Raw genomic sequence first — 17,749 nt, forward strand, 5'->3', positions numbered from 1 at the left:
TGAATTCGTCCCGGTCTCCGGGCGCGCATCACCTGGTCCGTCGCGTCAGCGCTTCGGTGGGCAGGCAGAGCCAGTGCAGCAGCCGGCTGCTCACGACGAAGTAGTGGATGCTCACGTGCCCGCCGGCCTTGGCGACGATGTCCGGAGCTTCATCCCGGTAGACGTGTCGAAGGTAGCGGCGGCGGATCGATGCTCCCGCCACCAACAGGACGGGCGAAGCGATGGTGATCGCCATGGGGGTGAAGACCCTGGCCAGGGCCACTCTCAGCGTCTGATCAACTCGCATGCCCCAGTGTGGACGTCACTGCCGCCGGTTGTCAGGTGTCCGGCGGGGTCGACGCCCACCTTGTGCTGAGCCGGTCGGCCGGAGTGGCCGGTGCGCGCGTTTCGGCCGGGCGTGGCGGCGCAAGGCGCTGGTGCCTCTGCGGCCGGCGAACTTCGGCCTGCTGCCGCTGCTGCCCCCGCCACCTCGCCCGGATGGCCCGCACCCCTGCGTACCTGCCGGATTTCGGCAGCGGCCAGAGGAGCAGAGATCAGTGGGGGATGCCGTCGATCAGTTCCCGTGCGCCCTGGCGCAGCAGCGCGACCGCCACCGAGGTGCCCAGCGTGGCCGGGTCGAGGCGTCCGGCCCACTCGTGGGCGTTGAGGATCACCTTGCCGTCGGGGGAGAAGACCTTCGCCCGCAGGGACAGTTCGCCGTTCCGCTCGCACCGGGCGTAGCCCGCGATGGGGCTGTTGCAGTGCCCTTGCAGCACATGGAGGAACATGCGCTCGGCCGTGACCTCCCGGTGCGTCCCGGGGTGGCCGAGGTCGCTCACCGTGTCGATCAGCGCGGTGTCGCCCTCCCGGCACTGCAGAGCAAGCACCCCCGCGCCGATCGGCGGGCACATCACCTCCGTCGACAGCGTCTGCGTGATCACGTCCTCGCGCCCGATGCGCTCCAGGCCCGACACGGCCAGGAGCAGCGCGTCGGCGTCACCCGCGGCGAGCTTCTCCAGACGCCGGTTGGCGTTGCCCCTCATCGGCACACACTGCAGATGCGGGTGGGAAACGGCCAGTTGGGCGGTACGACGCACGGAGGAGGTGCCGATGCGGGTGCCGTCGGGCAGCTCGTCGAGCGTCAGACCGCCCGGGTGGATCAGCGCGTCGCGTACGTCGTCGCGCTCGAGGAACGCCGCGAACACCGTCCCCGCCGGCAACGGCCGGTCCGCGGGCACGTCCTTGACGCAGTGCACCGCGAGATCGGCCTCGCCCGCGAGGAGAGCGGCGTCGACCTCCTTGGTGAACGCGCCCTTCCCCTCGACGAGGGACAGGTCGCCCATCCACTTGTCGCCGGTGGTCTTGACCGGGACGACCACGGTCGTGATGCCGGGGTGGAGCGCGGCCAGCTCGGCGCGGACGCGCTCCACCTGGGCGAGCGCCATGGGGGAGTCGCGGGAGACGATGCGGATCTGGTCAAGGGTGGACATGGCGTCCACGATAGACCGCGAGACCCGGCGCTACGGTCCCGGACACCGACGCGCCGCCCGTCCCGGTACGGCGAGTTGTGGTTCCCCGGCGGGCGCGCGGGCCGTAGTCGCCGCCCCCTTCGTCCGTTCGCCCCACCGCCCGTCGCCCGCCTCCGGAACGACCGGGCCGACAGCGACGGCCCTGACCCGACAGCCCTATCGGAACGCGGCGACGTACCGTCGTGACCAGTCGGCGAAGGTACCCGGCGCACGACCGAGAACACGCTCGACGTCAGGGCTGACGCGCTGTTCCGCACCGGTCGGTTCGCCGAGGATGGCCAGGGTCGTCTCCACCACCGGCTCCGGCATGAACCGCAGCATCTGCTCGCGCGCCTCCTCGCGGGTCTGCTCGATGAACCGGACCGGTTCGCCGAGGGCGTCGCCGATCGCCGCGGCCCGCTCCCGGGGCGTGCTCGGCGCGGGCCCGGTCAACTCGTAGATACGCCCGTCATGTCCGTCCTCGCGCAGCGCCACGGCGGCGACCTCGGCGATGTCGTCCGGGTCGACGGTGGGCAGGCCGACGTCCCCGAACGGTGCGGCGACGCTCCGGTGCGCGCGGACCGTCTCGGCCCAGGCGTAGGCGTTGGAGTTGAAGCCACCAGGCCGCAGGATCGTCCACGTCATGCCGGACTCGCGTACTGCCTCTTCGATCGTGCGCGCCGTTTCCCCGTGTGATGCCGACTGCGGTCTGGTCGCGACTCCTTGGGAGGACAGCAGGACGACCCGGCCGACTCCTCCGGCCTTGGCGACGTCCAGGATCTCGTACGGGTTCAGCAGGTGCGCGCTCGCACCGCCGTCCTGCAGGAACAACGCGTCGGCGCCGTCGAACACGGGGCGCAGGCTCTCCGCGTCGGTGAGGTCCGCCGCCCGGTGCCGGACGCCCTCCGGGACGTCCGCGTCCGTGATGCTCCGGGACGTCGCACTCACGCGCTCACCGCCGGCCTCGAGAACCTGTACCAACGAGCGTCCGACATTGCCGGTCGCCCCCGTCACTACGATCATGACAACTCCCCTGTATTCCCAGTGTCGTTACCGATGCCCGCACAACGGGCCGGAGTGCCGCGGACCTTGAGGTCCGGGCGATGTCGGGACGCTAACACCGCCGGTATAGTAGGTACCTACAGGAAAGTGACTCTCCAGAAGGGATGTGCATGGCACGCGAAGCCACCCGGACGCCGCCCACCGCGACCGACCCGGAGCTGGCCTGCCCGATCGGGCCGGTCGTCGACATCGTGTTCAGCCGGTGGACCACACCGATCCTGTGGAGCCTGCACACCTACGGGCGGCAGCGATTCGTCGAACTGGAACGACGGATCGCGAGGATCACCCCGAAGGTGCTGACCCAGCGGCTGAGGCAACTGGAACGCGACGGTCTCGTCGTACGCACCTACCATCCCGAGGTCCCCCCTCGGGTCGAGTACGAGATCAGCGAGCTCGGCCGCAGCCTCGCCCCGCTCTTCGCGCACCTGGCCGAATGGGCCGCCGACAACCTGGACAAGGTCGAGCAGGCCCGGCACGACTACGACGCCGTTCCGGTCCGCTGATCCACCGGCCCCGGCTTCCGTCTCCCCGCCGGGTCCCCCGGATGCCCGCGGTCTGCGCCCCTGCCCGTTGCCCATCACGCTGACGACCCGTTACCTCGGTGTGTCCGGACCGATGGATGGAGGCGGCATGGGGATCCTCGACAGCGCGCGCGTGGCCGTTCGGCTGCCCGCACAGGACCTGGAGCGAGCCAGGCGCTTCTACGCCGAGAAGCTGGGGCTCGAACCCGTCGACGAGCGCCCGGGTGGCCTCCTGTACCGCTGCGGTGGCGCCGACTTCGCCCTGTTCCGGTCCGCGGGCGCTTCGCCCGGGACCTTCACCCAGATGGCGCTGGAGGTGGACGACCTCCGGGCCGCCATGGACGAACTCAAGCGGCGCGGCGTGGTGTTCGAAGAGGTCGATCTGCCGGGCCTGAAGACCGTGGACGGCATCGCCGAGATCCAGGGGAACTACCCGAGCAAGGGCGCGACGGGCGAGCTCGGGTGCTGGTTCCGTGACAGCGAAGGCAACATGCTGGGACTCGGTCAGCCGGTCCGCTGACTGATCACCGTGCGTACCGCATGGCGATGGCGACGGCCGGATGCGTCGGCATGTTCCGGATCCGCTGTCTGTCGGCGGATGCTCCGGTGGGGCCGACTTCACGGCTGGGTACGTCGCTCGGCGGCGTCGAACGCGGGCGCGAGCGGGGTCAGCGCCGCGCGGAGCTGGTCAGGCAGTGAGCCGGAGGGCACGACCAGCCCTCCGGCGTCGGGACCGATCGTTCAGGGCGCTGTCGTAGGGTTCCGTCCGTACATGTGACGGGCCCAAGGAGATCAACAAGTGTCCGATCTGGACTTCTACGCACACGTCGCCACGCGCTGCGATGTGTTCGGAACCGGCATCGGATCCAGTCCTGCCGCATGGGAAGCCACAATAGGGGCGGACTGCCTCGACGAGCCGGGCAATGGGCTGCTACGCCGGGACTACGGTCTGGTGGAGCTCTCTTTTTCGGATGCCGAAGGGGCTCTGGCCTGTTTCGGGATCAGTGTGCAGGTCCACCGGCTGATCCACGGTCTGTCCGTACCGACCGCTCTGGCACGGCAGTACGGGGAGTTCGCGCCCCGCGCCCGGTTCACGGAACTGCAGGCCGCGATCCTGTCTCTGGGGCGTACCGTCGAGCCCGACGACCTCACAGGGGACGTACACCGCTATCGCGTGCCCGAGTCCGATGCTCGCATATTCGTCATCAGCGACCCCGACCCGTATGGGGACGGCGCCCATGATCCCGATGATCAGGAGGCTCACCAGGCGGGCGACGTGTGGGCGTTGAACGTGTCCCCGGCCTGGTGGGGGGCTGCGCCACGGGCTGAGGCGCGGTGACGGTCAACGCCCGAACGGCCGCTCGCCCTTGAGAAGGGCCGGCCCCGTTACCCGTCAGGGCCCCCATGCGGGACCGAACGATCCACCGGCCTGCCCGTTACCTGACCTGGGAAGGCCCAAACGCCATTGCGGGTCGGACGGCCCCGGCGCAGCCAGTCGTCGGAGCGATGGTCGCCCGCCTCGGCCGTCGGGCTTTCGCGGATACCCCGCCGACCGGGCCCGCTCCGCGTCCGTAGGCCTCGCACACGGAGAACAGTGCGCCGGGACCCTGGCGAATCCCCTGATTCCCCGGACAGGAACCAGCAGTCCGGCCCGAACCGGGGTCGAAAAGCAACTTCCGCTCTTGACTAAACAGTTGCTCTACTAAACCGTTTACTGGACAACGTTGTCAGTTCCGTGCACAGTAACGCCCCGGAGTGATGAATCCGCTCCCTCCATGAAAGGGCGAACGTGATGGTGTACGGAGCACTGGACATCGGGGGCACGAAGATCGCCGGCGCGCTCGTGGACGACGAGGGCCGGCTGCTCGTGCGGACGGAGCGGGCGACCCCGGCCCGGCGTCCGGCCGAAGAGTTGATGGGTGCCGTGTCGGGCGTGCTCGACGAACTGGCCTCGCACCTCGCATGGGAGGCGCTGTCCTGCCTCGGGATCGCGAGCGCCGGTCCGGTCGACACGGCGGCCGGCACGGTCAGCCCGGTCAACATCCCGGCGTGGCGCCGGTTTCCGCTGGTCGAGCGGGTACGCGCGCATCCCCGGACGCCGGTCGGTCTCCGTCCCGTACTGGTCGGTGACGCCGTCGCGATGACGGCGGCCGAACACTGGCTCGGCGCGGCCCGCGGGGTGGACAACGCCCTGTGCATGGTGGTGTCGACCGGCGTGGGCGGCGGTCTCGTACTGAACGGCCGTCTGCATCCCGGGCGTTCGGGGAACGCGGGCCACATAGGCCATATCACGGTGGACCTGGACGGTCCCGTCTGCGCCTGTGGCGCCCCGGGCTGTGTCGAGGGACTGGCCAGCGGAACCGCGATCGCGGCTCACGCCCTGGCCGCCGGCTGGACCGCTCCGCCAGGCGCGACGCCGGACGCGGCGGCGGTCGCCGCCGCGGCCAGGAACGGGGACGTCCGCGCTCGAGCGGCGTACGAGCGTGCCGCGCAGGCGCTGGCGGCGGCGATCGCGGCGACGACCGCCCTCGTGGAACTGGACCTCGTGGTGATCGGAGGCGGGGTGGCGCAGGCCGGTGACACCCTCTTCACGCCCCTGCGCCGCCGCATGGCGGACTACGCCGTACTCGACTTCACCCGTGACGTGCCGATCGTGCCGGCCCGCCTCGCCCTCGACGCCGGGCTCATCGGTGCCGCGGCTGCCGCGTCGGCCGGTCTCGGCCACCCGGCCGCCCACGTGGCGGCGGCGCCCCGCCCGTAAGGGGCTGCGGGCACCGGCACGAACGGTGTCCACGAAGCCCGCCGAGATGAACAACTACTAAACTTAACCGGTTTGGCTTCAAGTGTTGTGTCCATGTCTTTCGACGCCTAGCCTCTCTTCCAGTCGCCCGCACGAAAGGCGAACTGCCGCCGCTCGACACCGCTTCGACCAGCAAAAGGCGGCAGTCCGTCCGGGTGACCTCTTCCCGCCGACCGGTGGGAGCCGCAGTCAATACCCGGTCGGCGGGACCCTGTCCCGCCCTGCGACGAATTCATCGCACTATTCATCGCATTCATCGCAGTGTTCATCGCGCCGCCCTGCCGAATTCCGGACGTGAGAGCTCCGAATCCGGAATCCGGTTTCCAGTGCGGCAGAGGGACAAGAGCGTCCGAAACACATGACAGTGCCGCGCGCCCGGACCACCGTGCCCGTGACGCGCGTGCAACCACGTTGGGAGCAGACCATGAGAAGGAAACTGGCCACCGCGGCGGGAGCGCTGCTGGCCATGGCCGCCACGCTGTTCGCCGCCCCCACACCGGCCCATTCGGCGGACACGGCGTCCGGATTCCACATCAGCGAAGGCCGGCTGCTGGACGCGGGCGGCAACGACTTCGTCCTGCGGGGCGTCAATCACGCCCACACCTGGTATCCGAGCCGCACGACGCAAGCACTCAAGGACATCAAGGCGCTCGGCGCCAACTCCGTGCGGGTCGTGCTGAGTACGGGCGACCAGTGGACCAGGAACGACACTGCCGACGTCGCGGACGTCGTCGCGCAGTGCAAGGCGAACCGGCTCGTCTGCGTCCTCGAGGCGCACGACACGACCGGGTACGGCGAGGCCGGCGCAGCGGTCCCGCTCTCCCGCGCGGTCGACTACTGGATCGACGTCCAGGCCGCGCTCAAGGGCCAGGAGAAGTACGTCCTCCTGAACATCGGCAACGAGCCCTACGGGAACTCCGGATACAGCGCCTGGACGTCCGGCACGACCGACGCGATCAAGCGGCTGCGCGCCGCCGGCTTCGACCACACCCTCATGGTCGACGCGCCGAACTGGGGCCAGGACTGGTCGTTCACCATGCGCGACAACGCGGCCGGCGTCTTCGCCGCCGACCCCGACCGGAACACCATGTTCTCGATCCACATGTACGGCGTCTTCGACACCGCGGCCGAGGTCAGGGACTACCTCGGCCGGTTCGTGTCCAACAGACTTCCCGTCCTCGTCGGCGAGTTCGGCGACGCCCACTCGGACGGCAACCCCGACGAGGACGCCATCATGGCGACGGCCGAGCAGCTCGGCGTCGGCTACATGGGCTGGTCCTGGAGCGGAAACGGCGGCGGCGTCGAGTACCTGGACATGGCCACAGGCTTCAACGCCTCGCAGCTCAGCCCCTGGGGGCAGCGCATCTTCAACGGCGCCGACGGGATCAAGCAGACCGCACGCGAGGCCGGCGTCTTCTCCGGCGGCCCGGCAGCCGGCGGCTGTCAGGTCACGTACCGGCTGAGCGACTGGGGCAGCTCCTTCAACGCCGATGTCACGATCCGCAACACCGGCACCACCGCCGTCAAGGGCTGGCAGCTCGACTTCGCCTTCCCCGGTGACCAGAGGGTCAACGCGGCCTGGAACGCCAAGGTCGTCCAGCAGGGGCAACAGGTCCGCGCCACCCATGAGTCCTGGACCGAGACCGTCCCCGCCGGCGGCAGCGTGAGCTTCGGGCTCAACGGCTCCTCCGGCGGCGCCAACGGGATCCCCGCCGCCTTCACCCTCAACGGCGGTTCCTGCACCAAGGGCTGACGGGACGTCCTGCCGGGCACCGGAACGCACCAGGGCCCCGACCGGGAAGGTCGGGGCCCTGGACCATGTCCTCCGTGTCAGGTGCGCTGCGGTGCGGGAGCCGTCGAGCCGCGAGGCGTGAGCGAGGGAGTGGGCACCTGAAGCGCCCCGCTGTGCGTCCCGTCGAGTACCGCGAACAGCGTGCGAGCGACCTCCGCACCGAAGTGGTGCACATCGTGGCTCATGGCCGACAGCGTCGGATGGGTTATCCGGCACAGCTGGGAGTCGTCCCACGCCAGCAGCGACACGTCGTCGGGGATGACGAACCCCATCTCGGCCGCGACGCCCGCGCCGGCGACGGCCATGATGTCGTTGTCGTACACGATGGCCGTGGGCCGGTCCGCGGAGAGCAGCAGGGACCGGGTGGCGCGGGCGCCCTCCTTGCCGTCGAACCCCGTGGAGATCTGCCGGCCCTGTTCCAGCCCGAGCTGGCGCATCGTGGCTTCGAAGGCGGCCGCCCGGATGGAGCTGTGCCCCAGCCCGGCCGGGCCGCCGACGCGTGCGATGCGGCGGTGGCCCAGCGCGGCCAGATAGCGGACCGCCTCGGCGGCCGCGGTCGCGTCGTCCGTCCAGACGGCCGGGAAGGAGCCCGTCAGGGACGGATGCCCGACCGCGACCGCCGGCAGGCCGACGGCCTGCAGCGCCGGCACCCGCGGGTCGTCGTCGTGGAAGTCGACCAGGATCGCTCCGGCGATCGTCCGGCTGCGCCACCACGTCTTGTGGAGGTCGATCTCCTCGTCGAGGTCCCGTACCAGGCGCAGCAGCAGCGAACAGGAGCGGTCGGCCAGGACGCTCTCGATGCCCGAGATGAATTCCATGTAGAAGGGTTCGAGGCCGAGCAGCCGAGCGGGCCGGCACAAGGCCAGCCCCACGATGTCGACCCGCTGGCTGGAAAGGCTGCGTGCGGTGAGGTTCGGCGCCCAGCCCAGTTCGCGCGCGGCGGCGAAGATCCGCTCGCGGGTGGCCTGCGAGACGCCCGGCTTGTGGTTGAAGGCGAGCGAGACCGCCCCCTTGGAGACACCGGCACGGGCGGCGACGTCCTTGATCGTGACGCGAGTCGTTCCCGTCACATCACGTCCACGCTGAACAGGGCGGCCCGCACGTCCTCGACGTCCACGGAACCGCAGCCGCTGATCTTGATACGGGTCCGCTCGCCGGGCAGGAGCGTCGTGAGGCCCTGGTCGGCGGCGGCTCGGGGGCCGAGCCGGTCGGCCTGGAGGAGGAGGTCTCTGACCAGAGTGTGTGCGCTCACCACGATGTCGACTCTATCGCTCTCGCCGGGAACCGGTTCCACGGCGATGTCGTACTGGGCCCGCGGATAGGCGAAATCCTTGTCGGCGACGGGGAAGTGGAGGGCGCGCAGGCCGTCGGCGTCCGCGACGAGGAACTCCTTCGCCGAGCGTTCCGCGGGTGCGAGCACCGGCGGAACGGGCAACCGCACGACCGAGCGCGGTCCGGCGGTGACGTCGACGACGCCTTCGTGCACCGTGGTGCCGTCCGCCTCCAGCCTCCGCAGGGTCACCGACGTCCGCCACACGGTCGCGGACTGGTTGACGACGGCGAGCGTCAGGCCTCCGTCGCCGGGCAGGACGGTGAGCAGCCGGTCCGCGTACACGCGGCGCAGCTCGTGGTGGAGGGGCTTGAGCCTGCCGTCGCCGTCGACCGCCGACCATGAGGTGACCGGCCAGCAGTCGTTGAGCTGCCAGACCACCGTGCCCGCGCAGACGGGCCAGTGGGAGCGCCAGTGCTCGATGCCCGCGGCGACGGCACGGGCCTGGACGACCTGGGTGAGGTAGTGCCAGCGGTCGAAGTCGTCGTCGGGGAGGGGGAAGTGGCGGGCGACACCGCGGTTCAGTTTGCCGTTGCCGTCCTCGGCCTTCTGGTGGTGCAGCATGCCGGGGGAGTCGGGTGCCGGCCGCTCGCCGGGGAGCGCGCGCCGCAGGGTCGCCATCGCGGGCGGTGCCTGCCAGCCGAACTCGGCGACGAAACGCGGGACGCTCGTGCGGTACTCGGCGTAGTCCTGGCGGTTCCACACCTCCCACGAGTGGAAGGTGCCGTGGGCCGGGTCGTTGGGATGGTGGTCCCAGGAGCCGGACCAGGGGCTGCCCGCGGTGTAGGGGCGGGTGGGGTCGAGCTCGGCGACCACGCGGGGCAGCAGGCCGAGGTAGTAGCCCTCGCCCCAGGAGTCGCCGGCGAGTTCGCTCTCCCAGCCCCAGTCCCTGAAGCCCCACAGGTTCTCGTTGTTGCCGTTCCACAGCACCAGGCTGGGGTGCGGCATCAGTCGGACAACGTTGTCGCGGGCTTCGGCCTCCACCTCCCCGCGCAGCGGCTGCTCCTCCGGGTAGGCGGAGCAGGCGAAGAGGAAGTCCTGCCAGACCATCAGACCCAGTTCGTCGCAGGCGTCGTAGAAGGAGTCGTCCTCGTAGATGCCGCCGCCCCAGATCCGTACGAGGTCGACGTTGGCGTCGGCGGCCTGCTCGAGCCGGGCGCGGTAGCGCTCGGGGGTGATCCGGGAGGGGAAGACGTCGTCCGGGATCCAGTTGACCCCGCGCGCGAAGATCCGCACGCCGTTGACCACGAGGGTGAAGCCGGTGCCGTACTCGTCGGCCGAGCGGTCGAGTTCGATCCGGCGGAAGCCGATCCGGCGCTGCCAGGCGTCCAGCGGTCCGTTCTCGTCGGACAGCGTGACCTCGAGGTCGTACAGCGGCTGCCGGCCGTAGCCGCGCGGCCACCACAGCCGCGGGTCCGCCACCTCCAGCTCCAGCACCGCCTCTTCGCCCTCGAAGGTCACCTCGGCCCGCACTCCGGCGACCGTCGCCCGGGCCGTGAGCGGCCGCCCCTCGCCCCGGCGGGTGCGCTCCACGTCCAGCCGCACCTCCACCCGGCCGGTGCCGTCGGCGACGGTCACCAGCGGGCGGACCCGCGCGAGGCGCGCCGTCGACCAGTGCTCCAGCCGGACCGGCCGCCAGATCCCGGCGGTCACCAGCGTGGGACCCCAGTCCCAGCCGAAACTGCACGCCATCTTGCGGATGTACTGCGAGGGTTCCGGATAGACGTTCGGCCTGGACCCGGTCAGTGAACGGACCGCCTCCGCCTCCTCGTAGGCGGAGGCGAAGCGGACCTCCAAGGGGCCGGTGCGGCCGGTGACATCGAAGCGGTAGGAGCGGTGCATGTTGCGGGTACGGCCCAATTCCTGGCCGGCGAGGGTGATCAGCGCCGCGGTGTCGAGGCCGTCGAAGACCAGGTCGGTCCGCTCGTGGGCGCTGTCGTGCGCCAGGTCGGCGAGGTAGGTCCAACCGCGCCGGCCGACCCAGTCGACCTCGGCCTCGTTGAGTCCGATGAAGGGGTCGGGGATGACATCGGCGGCCAGCAGATCGGTGTGCACGCAGCCGGGGACCCGAGCCGGGAGCAGCGCCTCTTCGTGGCGCACGCTCCACCCCTCGGTGAGCTGGGTGACGTCCTTCATGGTGCGGCTCCAATCGCCTGACTCAGGCCGTGGATGTACGACGTCGCACAACCTAACCCGGTGATCAGATCCTGTCCATAAACCGGTCAAGCTCCAGTTCTGTGGGCGAGGGATGGCTCCTGGCACCGTCAAGTGGCTTCAAGAGGGTTGCCTGGTAACGATTAGGCATCGTGGTGGAAATCAGAGCTTTACCGGTTCACCTCTCGCCTGCCATAGTGCCGACATCCCACCCGGACCTGAGCCGCAATCCTGAAGGAGTTGGGCACATGGGGAAGAAGAAGACGCTCGCGGGCGTGCTTCTCGCCGTCGCGACCTTGACCGTCGCGGGGTGCAGTGGCGGAGGAACACCCTCCGCCGAGCCGGCGACGGTTCCCGCCGACCCGAACGAGGTGTCCGGCGCGATCACCGTCCTCACCCACCGCACCGATCTCGTCCAGAACGGCGCGATGGACGCGTACGCGGCGGAGTTCAAGAAGATCTACCCCAAGGTCAAGGTGAAGTTCGAGGGCCTCACCGACTACGAGGGCGAGGTCAAGATCCGGATGAACACCGACGACTACGGTGACGTCCTCATGATCCCGGCCGCCGTGTCCAAGAACGACTACCCGAAGTTCTTCGCACCCCTCGGTCCCACCGGCGAACTGACGGCCAAGTACCGCTTCAGCGACAAGACGGACGTCGGCGGCAAGGTCTACGGCATCGCCCAGTTCGGCACGGCCAACGGCTTCGTCTACAACAAGTCGGTCTGGAAGAAGGCCGGCGTCACCAAGTGGCCCACCACTCCCCAGGAGTTCCTCGCCGGGCTCCGGGCGATCAGGTCCAGGACCGGCGCGGTGCCGTACTACACCAACTTCAAGGACGGCTGGCCCCTGGTCCAGTGGGGCGGCAACCTCGGCTCCGTCACCTGCGACAGCGACGCCGGCAACAAGCTGGCGGGTGCCGTCTCCCCCTGGAAGCAGGGCGGCGAGCTCAACGTGAGCGACACGCTCCTGCACGACATCGTCAAGGGCGGGCTGTCCGAGAAGGACCCCAACACCACCAACTGGGAAGCTTCCAAGGGCATGGTGGCCAAGGGCGAGATCGGCGCGATGATGCTGGGCTCCTGGTCGATCACGCAGATGAGGGACGCGGCCGAGAAGGCGGGCGCGAAGCCGGACGACATCGGTTTCATGCCGTTCCCCGTACAGAAGGACGGCAAGTTCTGCGCCACGGTCGTCTCCGACTACCAGCAGGCCGTCAACATCCACTCGGAGCACAAGGGGGCGGCCCGGGCGTGGATCGACTGGTTCACGGAGAAGTCCGGCTACTCCGCGAAGGAGGGCGCTGTCCCCACCGTGAAGTCGGCCGCCATGCCCGACACACTCAAGGACTATGTTGACAACGATGTCACCTTCGTGGAGCGCTCCGAGACCAGGACCGGGCAGGTCAACGCCATAGACAACGCGGCCGAGATCGGTCTCAACACGCCCGACTACCGGCAGAAGCTGATCGACATCGCCCGCGGCGCCCAGAGCGGCAGCCTCCAGGACTTCTTCGCCGACCTCGACAAGAGGTGGGACGAGGCGGCGAAGACCGCCGGCTCCTGACAGACGGCGGAGGCGGGCCCCGGCCGCACCACACCGGCCGGGGCCCATCGCCTGCCGCGCATCAGCGGACCACGAAAGGCCCGACATGACCGAGACGACCAAGACGGTGGCCGCGCGACCGCCGCGCGCCGCCACCTCCTCGCGCGGGACCAGGGCGGCGAGCGCCCCTCACGGTACGCGGAACCGGCGGGGGCAGACCCTGCGCCGGATCACTCCGTGGATGTTCCTGGCCGTGCCCCTGGTTCTGCTGATCACGTTCACCTACGTCCCCGTAGGGAACATGATCTATTACAGCTTCACCGACTGGGACGGCATCAGCCCCGACCGGAACTTCACCGGGGTCGACAACTACTCCCAGATCTTCACCCGGCCGGAGCTGTTCCGGGTGTTCTTCGTCAGCTTCTACTACCTCGCCGCATCCGTCGTGCAGATCGTCGTCGCGCTGTACTTCGCGACGGTCCTCAGCTTCGACATCCGCTTCCGCAACCTGTTCAAGGGGATTCTCTTCTTCCCCTACCTGATCAACGGCGTGGCCATCGGCTTCGTCTTCCTGTACTTCTTCCAGGACGGCGGCACCCTCGACTCGGTCCTCTCCTGGTTCGGCGCCGCCACCGACCATGCCTGGCTCGGTGACCCCGCCTCCGCCAACACCTCACTGGCCGGCGTGTCCGTCTGGCGCTTCACCGGCCTCAACTTCGTCCTGTTCCTCGGGGCGATCCAGTCCATCCCCGGCGAGCTCTACGAGGCCGCCCAGCTGGACGGCGCGAGCAGGTGGCAGCAGTTCCGGCACATCATCGCCCCGAGCATCAAGCCCGTGCTGAGCCTGAGCATCATCCTGGCCGTCTCCGGGTCCCTCTCGGTCTTCGAGATCCCCTACATCATGACCGGCGGCGCGACCGGCACCTCGACCTTCGTCATCCAGACGGTCAAGCTCGCCTTCCAGTTCAACAAGACGGGGCTGGCCTCGGCCGCCGCCGTCGTACTGCTCCTGATCATCCTGCTGATCACCTGGATACAGCGCCGTCTCGTACCCGACGACAAGGTGGACCTCGTATGACCACGGCCCCGCAGACGAAGCTGCCACCGCGGGGGCCACTTCCCCGGCGGACGGACACGGCCCGGCGGACTGCGCGAGCGGGCCGCATCGGCCCCGCGCTGGTCTACCTGTCGCTGGTCGCCGCCTCGCTGGTGGTCCTGCTGCCCCTCGTCGTCGTCTTCCTGACCTCGCTCAAGACCTCCGGCGAGGTGGCCGACGGCGGCGCGCTCTCCCTGCCGGGGGACTGGCTCAACTTCGGCAACTACGCGACCGCGTTCTCCGACGGGAGGATGCTGACCGCGTTCGGCAACACCGCGTTCATCCTGCTCTTCTCCATCACCGGCACGGTGATCATCGGCTCCATGACCGCGTACGCGATCGACCGCTTCCACTTCCGGGCGAAGAAGCTCGTCATGGCGCTGTTCCTGATCGCCACGCTGGTACCGGGGGTCACCACGCAGGTCGCCACCTTCCAAGTGGTCAACAGCTTCGGCCTGTTCGACAGCCGGTGGGCGCCGATCCTGCTCTACATGGGCACGGACATCGTCTCGATCTACATCTTCCTGCAGTTCGTCCGGGGCATCCCCGTCTCGCTCGACGAAGCCGCCCGGCTGGACGGCGCGAACTCGTTCACCGTCTACCGCAAGGTCATCCTGCCGCTGCTCAAACCGGCGATCGCGACAGTGGTGATCATCAAGGGGATCACCGTCTACAACGATTTCTACATCCCCTTCCTCTACATGCCGTCCCAGGAACTGGGCACGATCTCCACCGCCCTGTTCCGCTTCAAGGGGCCCTTCGGGGCCCACTGGGAGAACATCTCGGCCGGCGCGATCCTGGTGATCCTGCCGACGCTGGCCGTCTTCCTGTTCCTCCAGCGGTACATCTACAACGGTTTCGCCCAGGGCGCGACCAAGTAGCAGCACCACCGTTCGGCAGAGCCGCGGCGCGCACGCGCCGCGGCACGCCCGGATGCACGGTGCGAGTCCGGCCATGAAAGACGTGTGCCGCCATGAAAGGGGAGAGGGCCGATGGCCATGCCGGAGAGTCCGCTCGACCACCGGTACCGCGGTGAGCATCCCGTCCGCACACTGCGCTATCTGTTCCGGCCCGAACGCGCCCCCATGGCGGGCGCGGTCGTCGTGTTCTTCGGCAAGCACGCCCCCGTATGGCTGCTGCCGCCGGTGACGGCGAACATCATCGACGTCGTCGTGGAGCAGCGTCCCATTTCCGAACTGTGGTGGAACTGCGCGGTCATGCTCGTCGTCCTCGCGCTCAACCTGCCGCTGCATCTGCTCTACGTGCACTGGATGCACGGCTCCGTCCGCCGCGTCGGCCGCGATCTGCGGTCGGCACTCGTGCAGCGCATGCAGCAGCTGTCCATCGGCTTCCACTCCCGCACGAGCTCCTCCGTGCTGCACGCCAAGGTGATCCGCGACGTGGAGACCCTGGAGACCGGCGTGCAGCAGACGGCGGACAACGGCCTGACCGCCGCCGCCACCCTCACCGGCGGGCTGGCCGTCATCGCCGTCGTCACGCCCGCGTTCCTGCCTGTCTTCGTCGTCCTGGTCCCGGCCTCCGCGCTCATCGTGGTGACCCTGCGGTCCCGTCTGCGGGACCGCAACGCCTCCTTCCGCCGTTCCGTGGAGCGACTCTCCTCCAGCGTCAGCGAGATGACGACCCTCATACCCATCACCCGCGCCCACGGGCTGGAACGCACGGCCCTGCGCCGGGTCGACCACGACCTCGACACGGTGCTGCGCGAGGGCTCACGCCTGGATCTGCTCAACGGGCGGTTCGGTTCGCTGTCCTGGATGGTCCTGAACACGCTCGGCATGGGCTGTCTGGCCGGCGCCGCGCTCGTCGCCTACTACGGCTGGCTCGACATCACCCCGGGCGCCGTGGTCATGCTCAGCGCCTACTTCTCCAGCCTCACAGGCTCCGTCACCACCCTGCTGACCCTGGCGCCCGTGATCGGCAAGGCCCTCGAGTCCGTACGGTCCGTCGGCGAGGTCCTCCAGGCACCCGACCTCGAGGAGAACGACGGCAAGGAGCATGTCGCCGCCGTGGCGGGGGAGTTCCGCTTCGAAGGCGTGAGCCTCACCTACGAAGCAGGGGACCGCCCGGCTCTCGACCGCCTCGACCTCACCGTCCCCGCCGGTCGGACCATCGCCCTCGTCGGTGGCTCCGGCGCCGGCAAGTCCACCGTGCTCAGTCTCGTGCTCGGGTTCCACCGCGCGACCCGTGGCCGGATCCTGCTCGACGGCCGCGACCTCGCGGAACTGGATCTGCGCAGCTACCGGCGGTTCCTGTCCGTCGTCCCGCAGGAGTCCATCCTCTTCGAGGGCAGCATTCGCGACAACGTCGCCTACGGGCTGCCGGACGTGGACGAACCGGCCATCCGCCGGGCACTGACCGACGCCAACGCGGCCGAGTTCGTCGACCGTCTGCCCCACGGCCTCGACACCGTGGTCGGTGAGCGCGGGGCCCGGCTGTCCGGCGGCCAGCGCCAACGGCTGGCGATCGCCCGGGCGCTCATCCGCGACCCTCGCGTGCTGGTCCTGGACGAGGCGACCTCGGCGCTCGACGCCCGCTCGGAGGCGCTGATCCAGCAGGCCCTGGCCCGGCTGGTCGCGGGCCGTACGGTGTTCATCGTCGCCCACCGGCTGTCGACGATCAAGAACGCCGACCGGATCGTGGTCCTGGAGCACGGCCGCGTCCAAGAGGCGGGCACCCACGGCGAACTCCTGGCACGCGGCGGTGCCTACGCGCGGCTGCAGAGCGCCCAGATCTCCTGACGCCCGCCGTCCGGGCTCCCCGCGAGAGAAGCAGCGCCCGCCGCCGTTCCCATGCGGGAGCGGCGGGTGTCCGGTCGTCTTGCGTCACGAGCGCCTCGGCAGCACCTCTGCCGGGCGGGTACGGGTACGTGTCACGCCCCCGCACCGGCGCCTCTTGCGCTCGTGCCGGAGCGTGGGGCGGCCGGCGCGGATGTGCGATCCCGGACCCTCTGTGCGAAGAAACGTGCAGAACTGCTGTTACCGGCACGGGAGTCGATGTCCTGGGTGGTTCGCGGGGTGGCGCGACCGATGGTGTGCGGCGGTGGGCATGGACTTTCCGCTGTTCATGGGCGGTCGATGTACCGCTCAGCGATTGCCGGGGTCACGTCAGCGTCGGCGCACGGTCCGTGCAGTCGACAGTTACGGAAATGTCCGTAAATGGTAACTCGGTCGGGTCGCCGGGCCGTCGTGCCCGCCGCGGCCGCAGAGTCGGGTCCGCCGGCTCGTCACGGGCCGGTGACCGCACCGCCACCACCGCTCTCGCAGCGGGTGGCGCACAGTTTCGAGGAGACATCACTTATGTCTGCTGCTTCAACCTCCCGTCGCATCGCGGCGACCGTTCTCGCCGCCGGTGCCGTCGTCTCGGCCGTCGCACTGCCGGCCTCCGCCCACGACGGGGACCGTCGGCACCGCCAGGACGCGCGGGTCGAGATCAGCGCCGTGCAGACCGGCGACCGCGGCCGCGACCACCGCTCCAACCGGGCGCTGAACGCCGAGTGGGTCGAGATCACCAACAACAGCCGCCGTCCGGTCAACCTCGACGGCTGGACCCTGCGCGACCGCGACGGCAACCGGTACCGCTTCGACGACTACCGTCTCGCCGGCCGCTCGACCGTCCGCGTCCACACCGGCTCCGGACGCGACACCCGCACGGATCTCTACCAGGACCGCCGCCACTCGGTCTGGGACGAGCGCTCCGACAAGGCGACGCTGCGCGACCACCGCGGCCACACCGTCGACACCGAGTCCTGGGGCCGTGACCACCGCCGCTGATACTCGCCCCGACCGGGCGGGCAGAGGTGTCCCACCTCGCCCGTCAGGCCGGCCGGGCGGCTGACCGCCCGGCCACCACCACCGCAGACCCGGCCGGCGCCTCGTGGCTGCCCCCGGGCGGCCCCCGCCGAGAGGCTCGGCCCGCGGGGTGCGGTGGGAAGCGCGGGCG

At 69.7% G+C, this 17,749-nt stretch carries 15 protein-coding genes and 1 pseudogene; 10 read left to right on the plus strand and 6 right to left on the minus strand.

Annotated features, from left to right (window positions below):
* Positions 1-28: 28 nt before the first annotated feature.
* The 3 genes from AB0K36_RS04910 to AB0K36_RS04920 form a co-directional block, all read right to left on the minus strand.
* A complete protein-coding gene (locus AB0K36_RS04910) occupies positions 29-286 on the minus strand; it encodes a hypothetical protein (protein WP_364588350.1) in 258 nt (85 codons plus the stop codon).
* A 247-nt stretch (positions 287-533) separates the two neighbouring features.
* On the minus strand, positions 534-1,469 hold the full coding sequence (gene hemC / locus AB0K36_RS04915) for a hydroxymethylbilane synthase (RefSeq protein ID WP_364588353.1): 936 nt from the start codon (positions 1,467-1,469) through the stop codon (positions 534-536).
* Between the two features lie 195 nt (positions 1,470-1,664).
* The gene (locus AB0K36_RS04920; RefSeq protein ID WP_364588355.1) at positions 1,665-2,510 is read right to left on the minus strand and encodes an NAD(P)H-binding protein; all 846 of its coding nucleotides are present in this window, start codon (positions 2,508-2,510) and stop codon (positions 1,665-1,667) included.
* Between the two features lie 143 nt (positions 2,511-2,653).
* Between AB0K36_RS04920 and AB0K36_RS04925 the strand changes: the two genes are divergently transcribed.
* Entirely contained in the window at positions 2,654-3,052 is a 399-nt protein-coding gene (locus tag AB0K36_RS04925) for a winged helix-turn-helix transcriptional regulator (RefSeq protein WP_364588357.1), read from the plus strand.
* Between the two features lie 127 nt (positions 3,053-3,179).
* Positions 3,180-3,590 carry a VOC family protein gene (locus tag AB0K36_RS04930; RefSeq protein WP_364588359.1) on the plus strand — a complete coding sequence of 137 codons (411 nt, stop codon included), beginning with the start codon at positions 3,180-3,182 and terminating at the stop codon, positions 3,588-3,590.
* 98 nt (positions 3,591-3,688) lie between these two features.
* On the opposite strand, the pseudogene AB0K36_RS04935 reads toward AB0K36_RS04930, so the two are convergent.
* A pseudogene (locus tag AB0K36_RS04935) lies at positions 3,689-3,796 on the minus strand (TetR family transcriptional regulator); the annotation flags it as partial.
* A gap of 73 nt (positions 3,797-3,869) precedes the next feature.
* On the opposite strand from AB0K36_RS04935, the gene AB0K36_RS04940 reads away from it, so the two are divergent.
* The 3 genes from AB0K36_RS04940 to AB0K36_RS04950 all read left to right on the plus strand — a co-directional run bounded on the left by AB0K36_RS04940 (position 3,870) and on the right by AB0K36_RS04950 (position 7,623).
* Entirely contained in the window at positions 3,870-4,409 is a 540-nt protein-coding gene (locus AB0K36_RS04940) for a hypothetical protein (protein WP_364588361.1), read from the plus strand.
* Positions 4,410-4,862: 453 nt separating this feature from the next.
* Positions 4,863-5,831 (plus strand): ROK family protein, encoded by a 969-nt coding sequence (locus tag AB0K36_RS04945; protein WP_364588363.1) that lies wholly within the window; start codon positions 4,863-4,865, stop codon positions 5,829-5,831.
* A gap of 463 nt (positions 5,832-6,294) precedes the next feature.
* Positions 6,295-7,623 (plus strand): cellulase family glycosylhydrolase, encoded by a 1,329-nt coding sequence (locus AB0K36_RS04950; RefSeq protein WP_364588365.1) that lies wholly within the window; start codon positions 6,295-6,297, stop codon positions 7,621-7,623.
* Positions 7,624-7,700: 77 nt separating this feature from the next.
* On the opposite strand, the gene AB0K36_RS04955 is transcribed toward AB0K36_RS04950, so the two are convergent.
* Positions 7,701-8,732 (minus strand): LacI family DNA-binding transcriptional regulator, encoded by a 1,032-nt coding sequence (locus tag AB0K36_RS04955; protein WP_364588367.1) that lies wholly within the window; start codon positions 8,730-8,732, stop codon positions 7,701-7,703.
* Positions 8,729-11,128 (minus strand): glycoside hydrolase family 2 protein, encoded by a 2,400-nt coding sequence (locus AB0K36_RS04960; protein WP_364588370.1) that lies wholly within the window; start codon positions 11,126-11,128, stop codon positions 8,729-8,731. The genes AB0K36_RS04955 and AB0K36_RS04960 overlap by 4 nt, the downstream gene beginning before the upstream one ends.
* 266 nt (positions 11,129-11,394) lie before the next feature.
* Here AB0K36_RS04960 and AB0K36_RS04965 point away from each other — a divergent pair, with 266 nt between their 5' ends.
* From AB0K36_RS04965 to AB0K36_RS04985, 5 genes are all read left to right on the plus strand, one after another.
* On the plus strand, positions 11,395-12,714 hold the full coding sequence (locus AB0K36_RS04965; protein ID WP_364588373.1) for an ABC transporter substrate-binding protein: 1,320 nt from the start codon (positions 11,395-11,397) through the stop codon (positions 12,712-12,714).
* 85 nt (positions 12,715-12,799) lie between these two features.
* Positions 12,800-13,771, plus strand: a complete 972-nt coding sequence (locus tag AB0K36_RS04970) for a carbohydrate ABC transporter permease (protein ID WP_364588376.1) — start codon at positions 12,800-12,802, stop codon at positions 13,769-13,771.
* Positions 13,768-14,670 carry a carbohydrate ABC transporter permease gene (locus tag AB0K36_RS04975; protein WP_364588379.1) on the plus strand — a complete coding sequence of 301 codons (903 nt, stop codon included), beginning with the start codon at positions 13,768-13,770 and terminating at the stop codon, positions 14,668-14,670. The genes AB0K36_RS04970 and AB0K36_RS04975 overlap by 4 nt, the downstream gene beginning before the upstream one ends.
* Before the next feature lie 111 nt (positions 14,671-14,781).
* The gene (locus AB0K36_RS04980; protein ID WP_364588382.1) at positions 14,782-16,548 is read left to right on the plus strand and encodes an ABC transporter ATP-binding protein; all 1,767 of its coding nucleotides are present in this window, start codon (positions 14,782-14,784) and stop codon (positions 16,546-16,548) included.
* Positions 16,549-17,106: 558 nt separating this feature from the next.
* Entirely contained in the window at positions 17,107-17,580 is a 474-nt protein-coding gene (locus AB0K36_RS04985; RefSeq protein WP_364588385.1) for a lamin tail domain-containing protein, read from the plus strand.
* Positions 17,581-17,749: the final 169 nt, after the last annotated feature.

This window comes from Streptomyces kurssanovii (genome assembly GCF_040677245.1).
In the GTDB taxonomy this organism is placed as follows: Bacteria; Actinomycetota; Actinomycetes; order Streptomycetales; family Streptomycetaceae; genus Streptomyces; species Streptomyces kurssanovii.

Coding starts and splice junctions, on each gene's coding strand:
- AB0K36_RS04910 (WP_364588350.1), bottom strand. CDS start 286: ATGCGAGTTGATCAGACGCTGAGAGTGGCCCTGGCCAGGGTCTTCACC.
- hemC (WP_364588353.1), bottom strand. CDS start 1,469: ATGTCCACCCTTGACCAGATCCGCATCGTCTCCCGCGACTCCCCCATG.
- AB0K36_RS04920 (WP_364588355.1), bottom strand. CDS start 2,510: ATGATCGTAGTGACGGGGGCGACCGGCAATGTCGGACGCTCGTTGGTA.
- AB0K36_RS04925 (WP_364588357.1), top strand. CDS start 2,654: ATGTGCATGGCACGCGAAGCCACCCGGACGCCGCCCACCGCGACCGAC.
- AB0K36_RS04930 (WP_364588359.1), top strand. CDS start 3,180: ATGGGGATCCTCGACAGCGCGCGCGTGGCCGTTCGGCTGCCCGCACAG.
- AB0K36_RS04945 (WP_364588363.1), top strand. CDS start 4,863: ATGGTGTACGGAGCACTGGACATCGGGGGCACGAAGATCGCCGGCGCG.
- AB0K36_RS04950 (WP_364588365.1), top strand. CDS start 6,295: ATGAGAAGGAAACTGGCCACCGCGGCGGGAGCGCTGCTGGCCATGGCC.
- AB0K36_RS04960 (WP_364588370.1), bottom strand. CDS start 11,128: ATGAAGGACGTCACCCAGCTCACCGAGGGGTGGAGCGTGCGCCACGAA.
- AB0K36_RS04965 (WP_364588373.1), top strand. CDS start 11,395: ATGGGGAAGAAGAAGACGCTCGCGGGCGTGCTTCTCGCCGTCGCGACC.
- AB0K36_RS04970 (WP_364588376.1), top strand. CDS start 12,800: ATGACCGAGACGACCAAGACGGTGGCCGCGCGACCGCCGCGCGCCGCC.
- AB0K36_RS04975 (WP_364588379.1), top strand. CDS start 13,768: ATGACCACGGCCCCGCAGACGAAGCTGCCACCGCGGGGGCCACTTCCC.
- AB0K36_RS04980 (WP_364588382.1), top strand. CDS start 14,782: ATGGCCATGCCGGAGAGTCCGCTCGACCACCGGTACCGCGGTGAGCAT.
- AB0K36_RS04985 (WP_364588385.1), top strand. CDS start 17,107: ATGTCTGCTGCTTCAACCTCCCGTCGCATCGCGGCGACCGTTCTCGCC.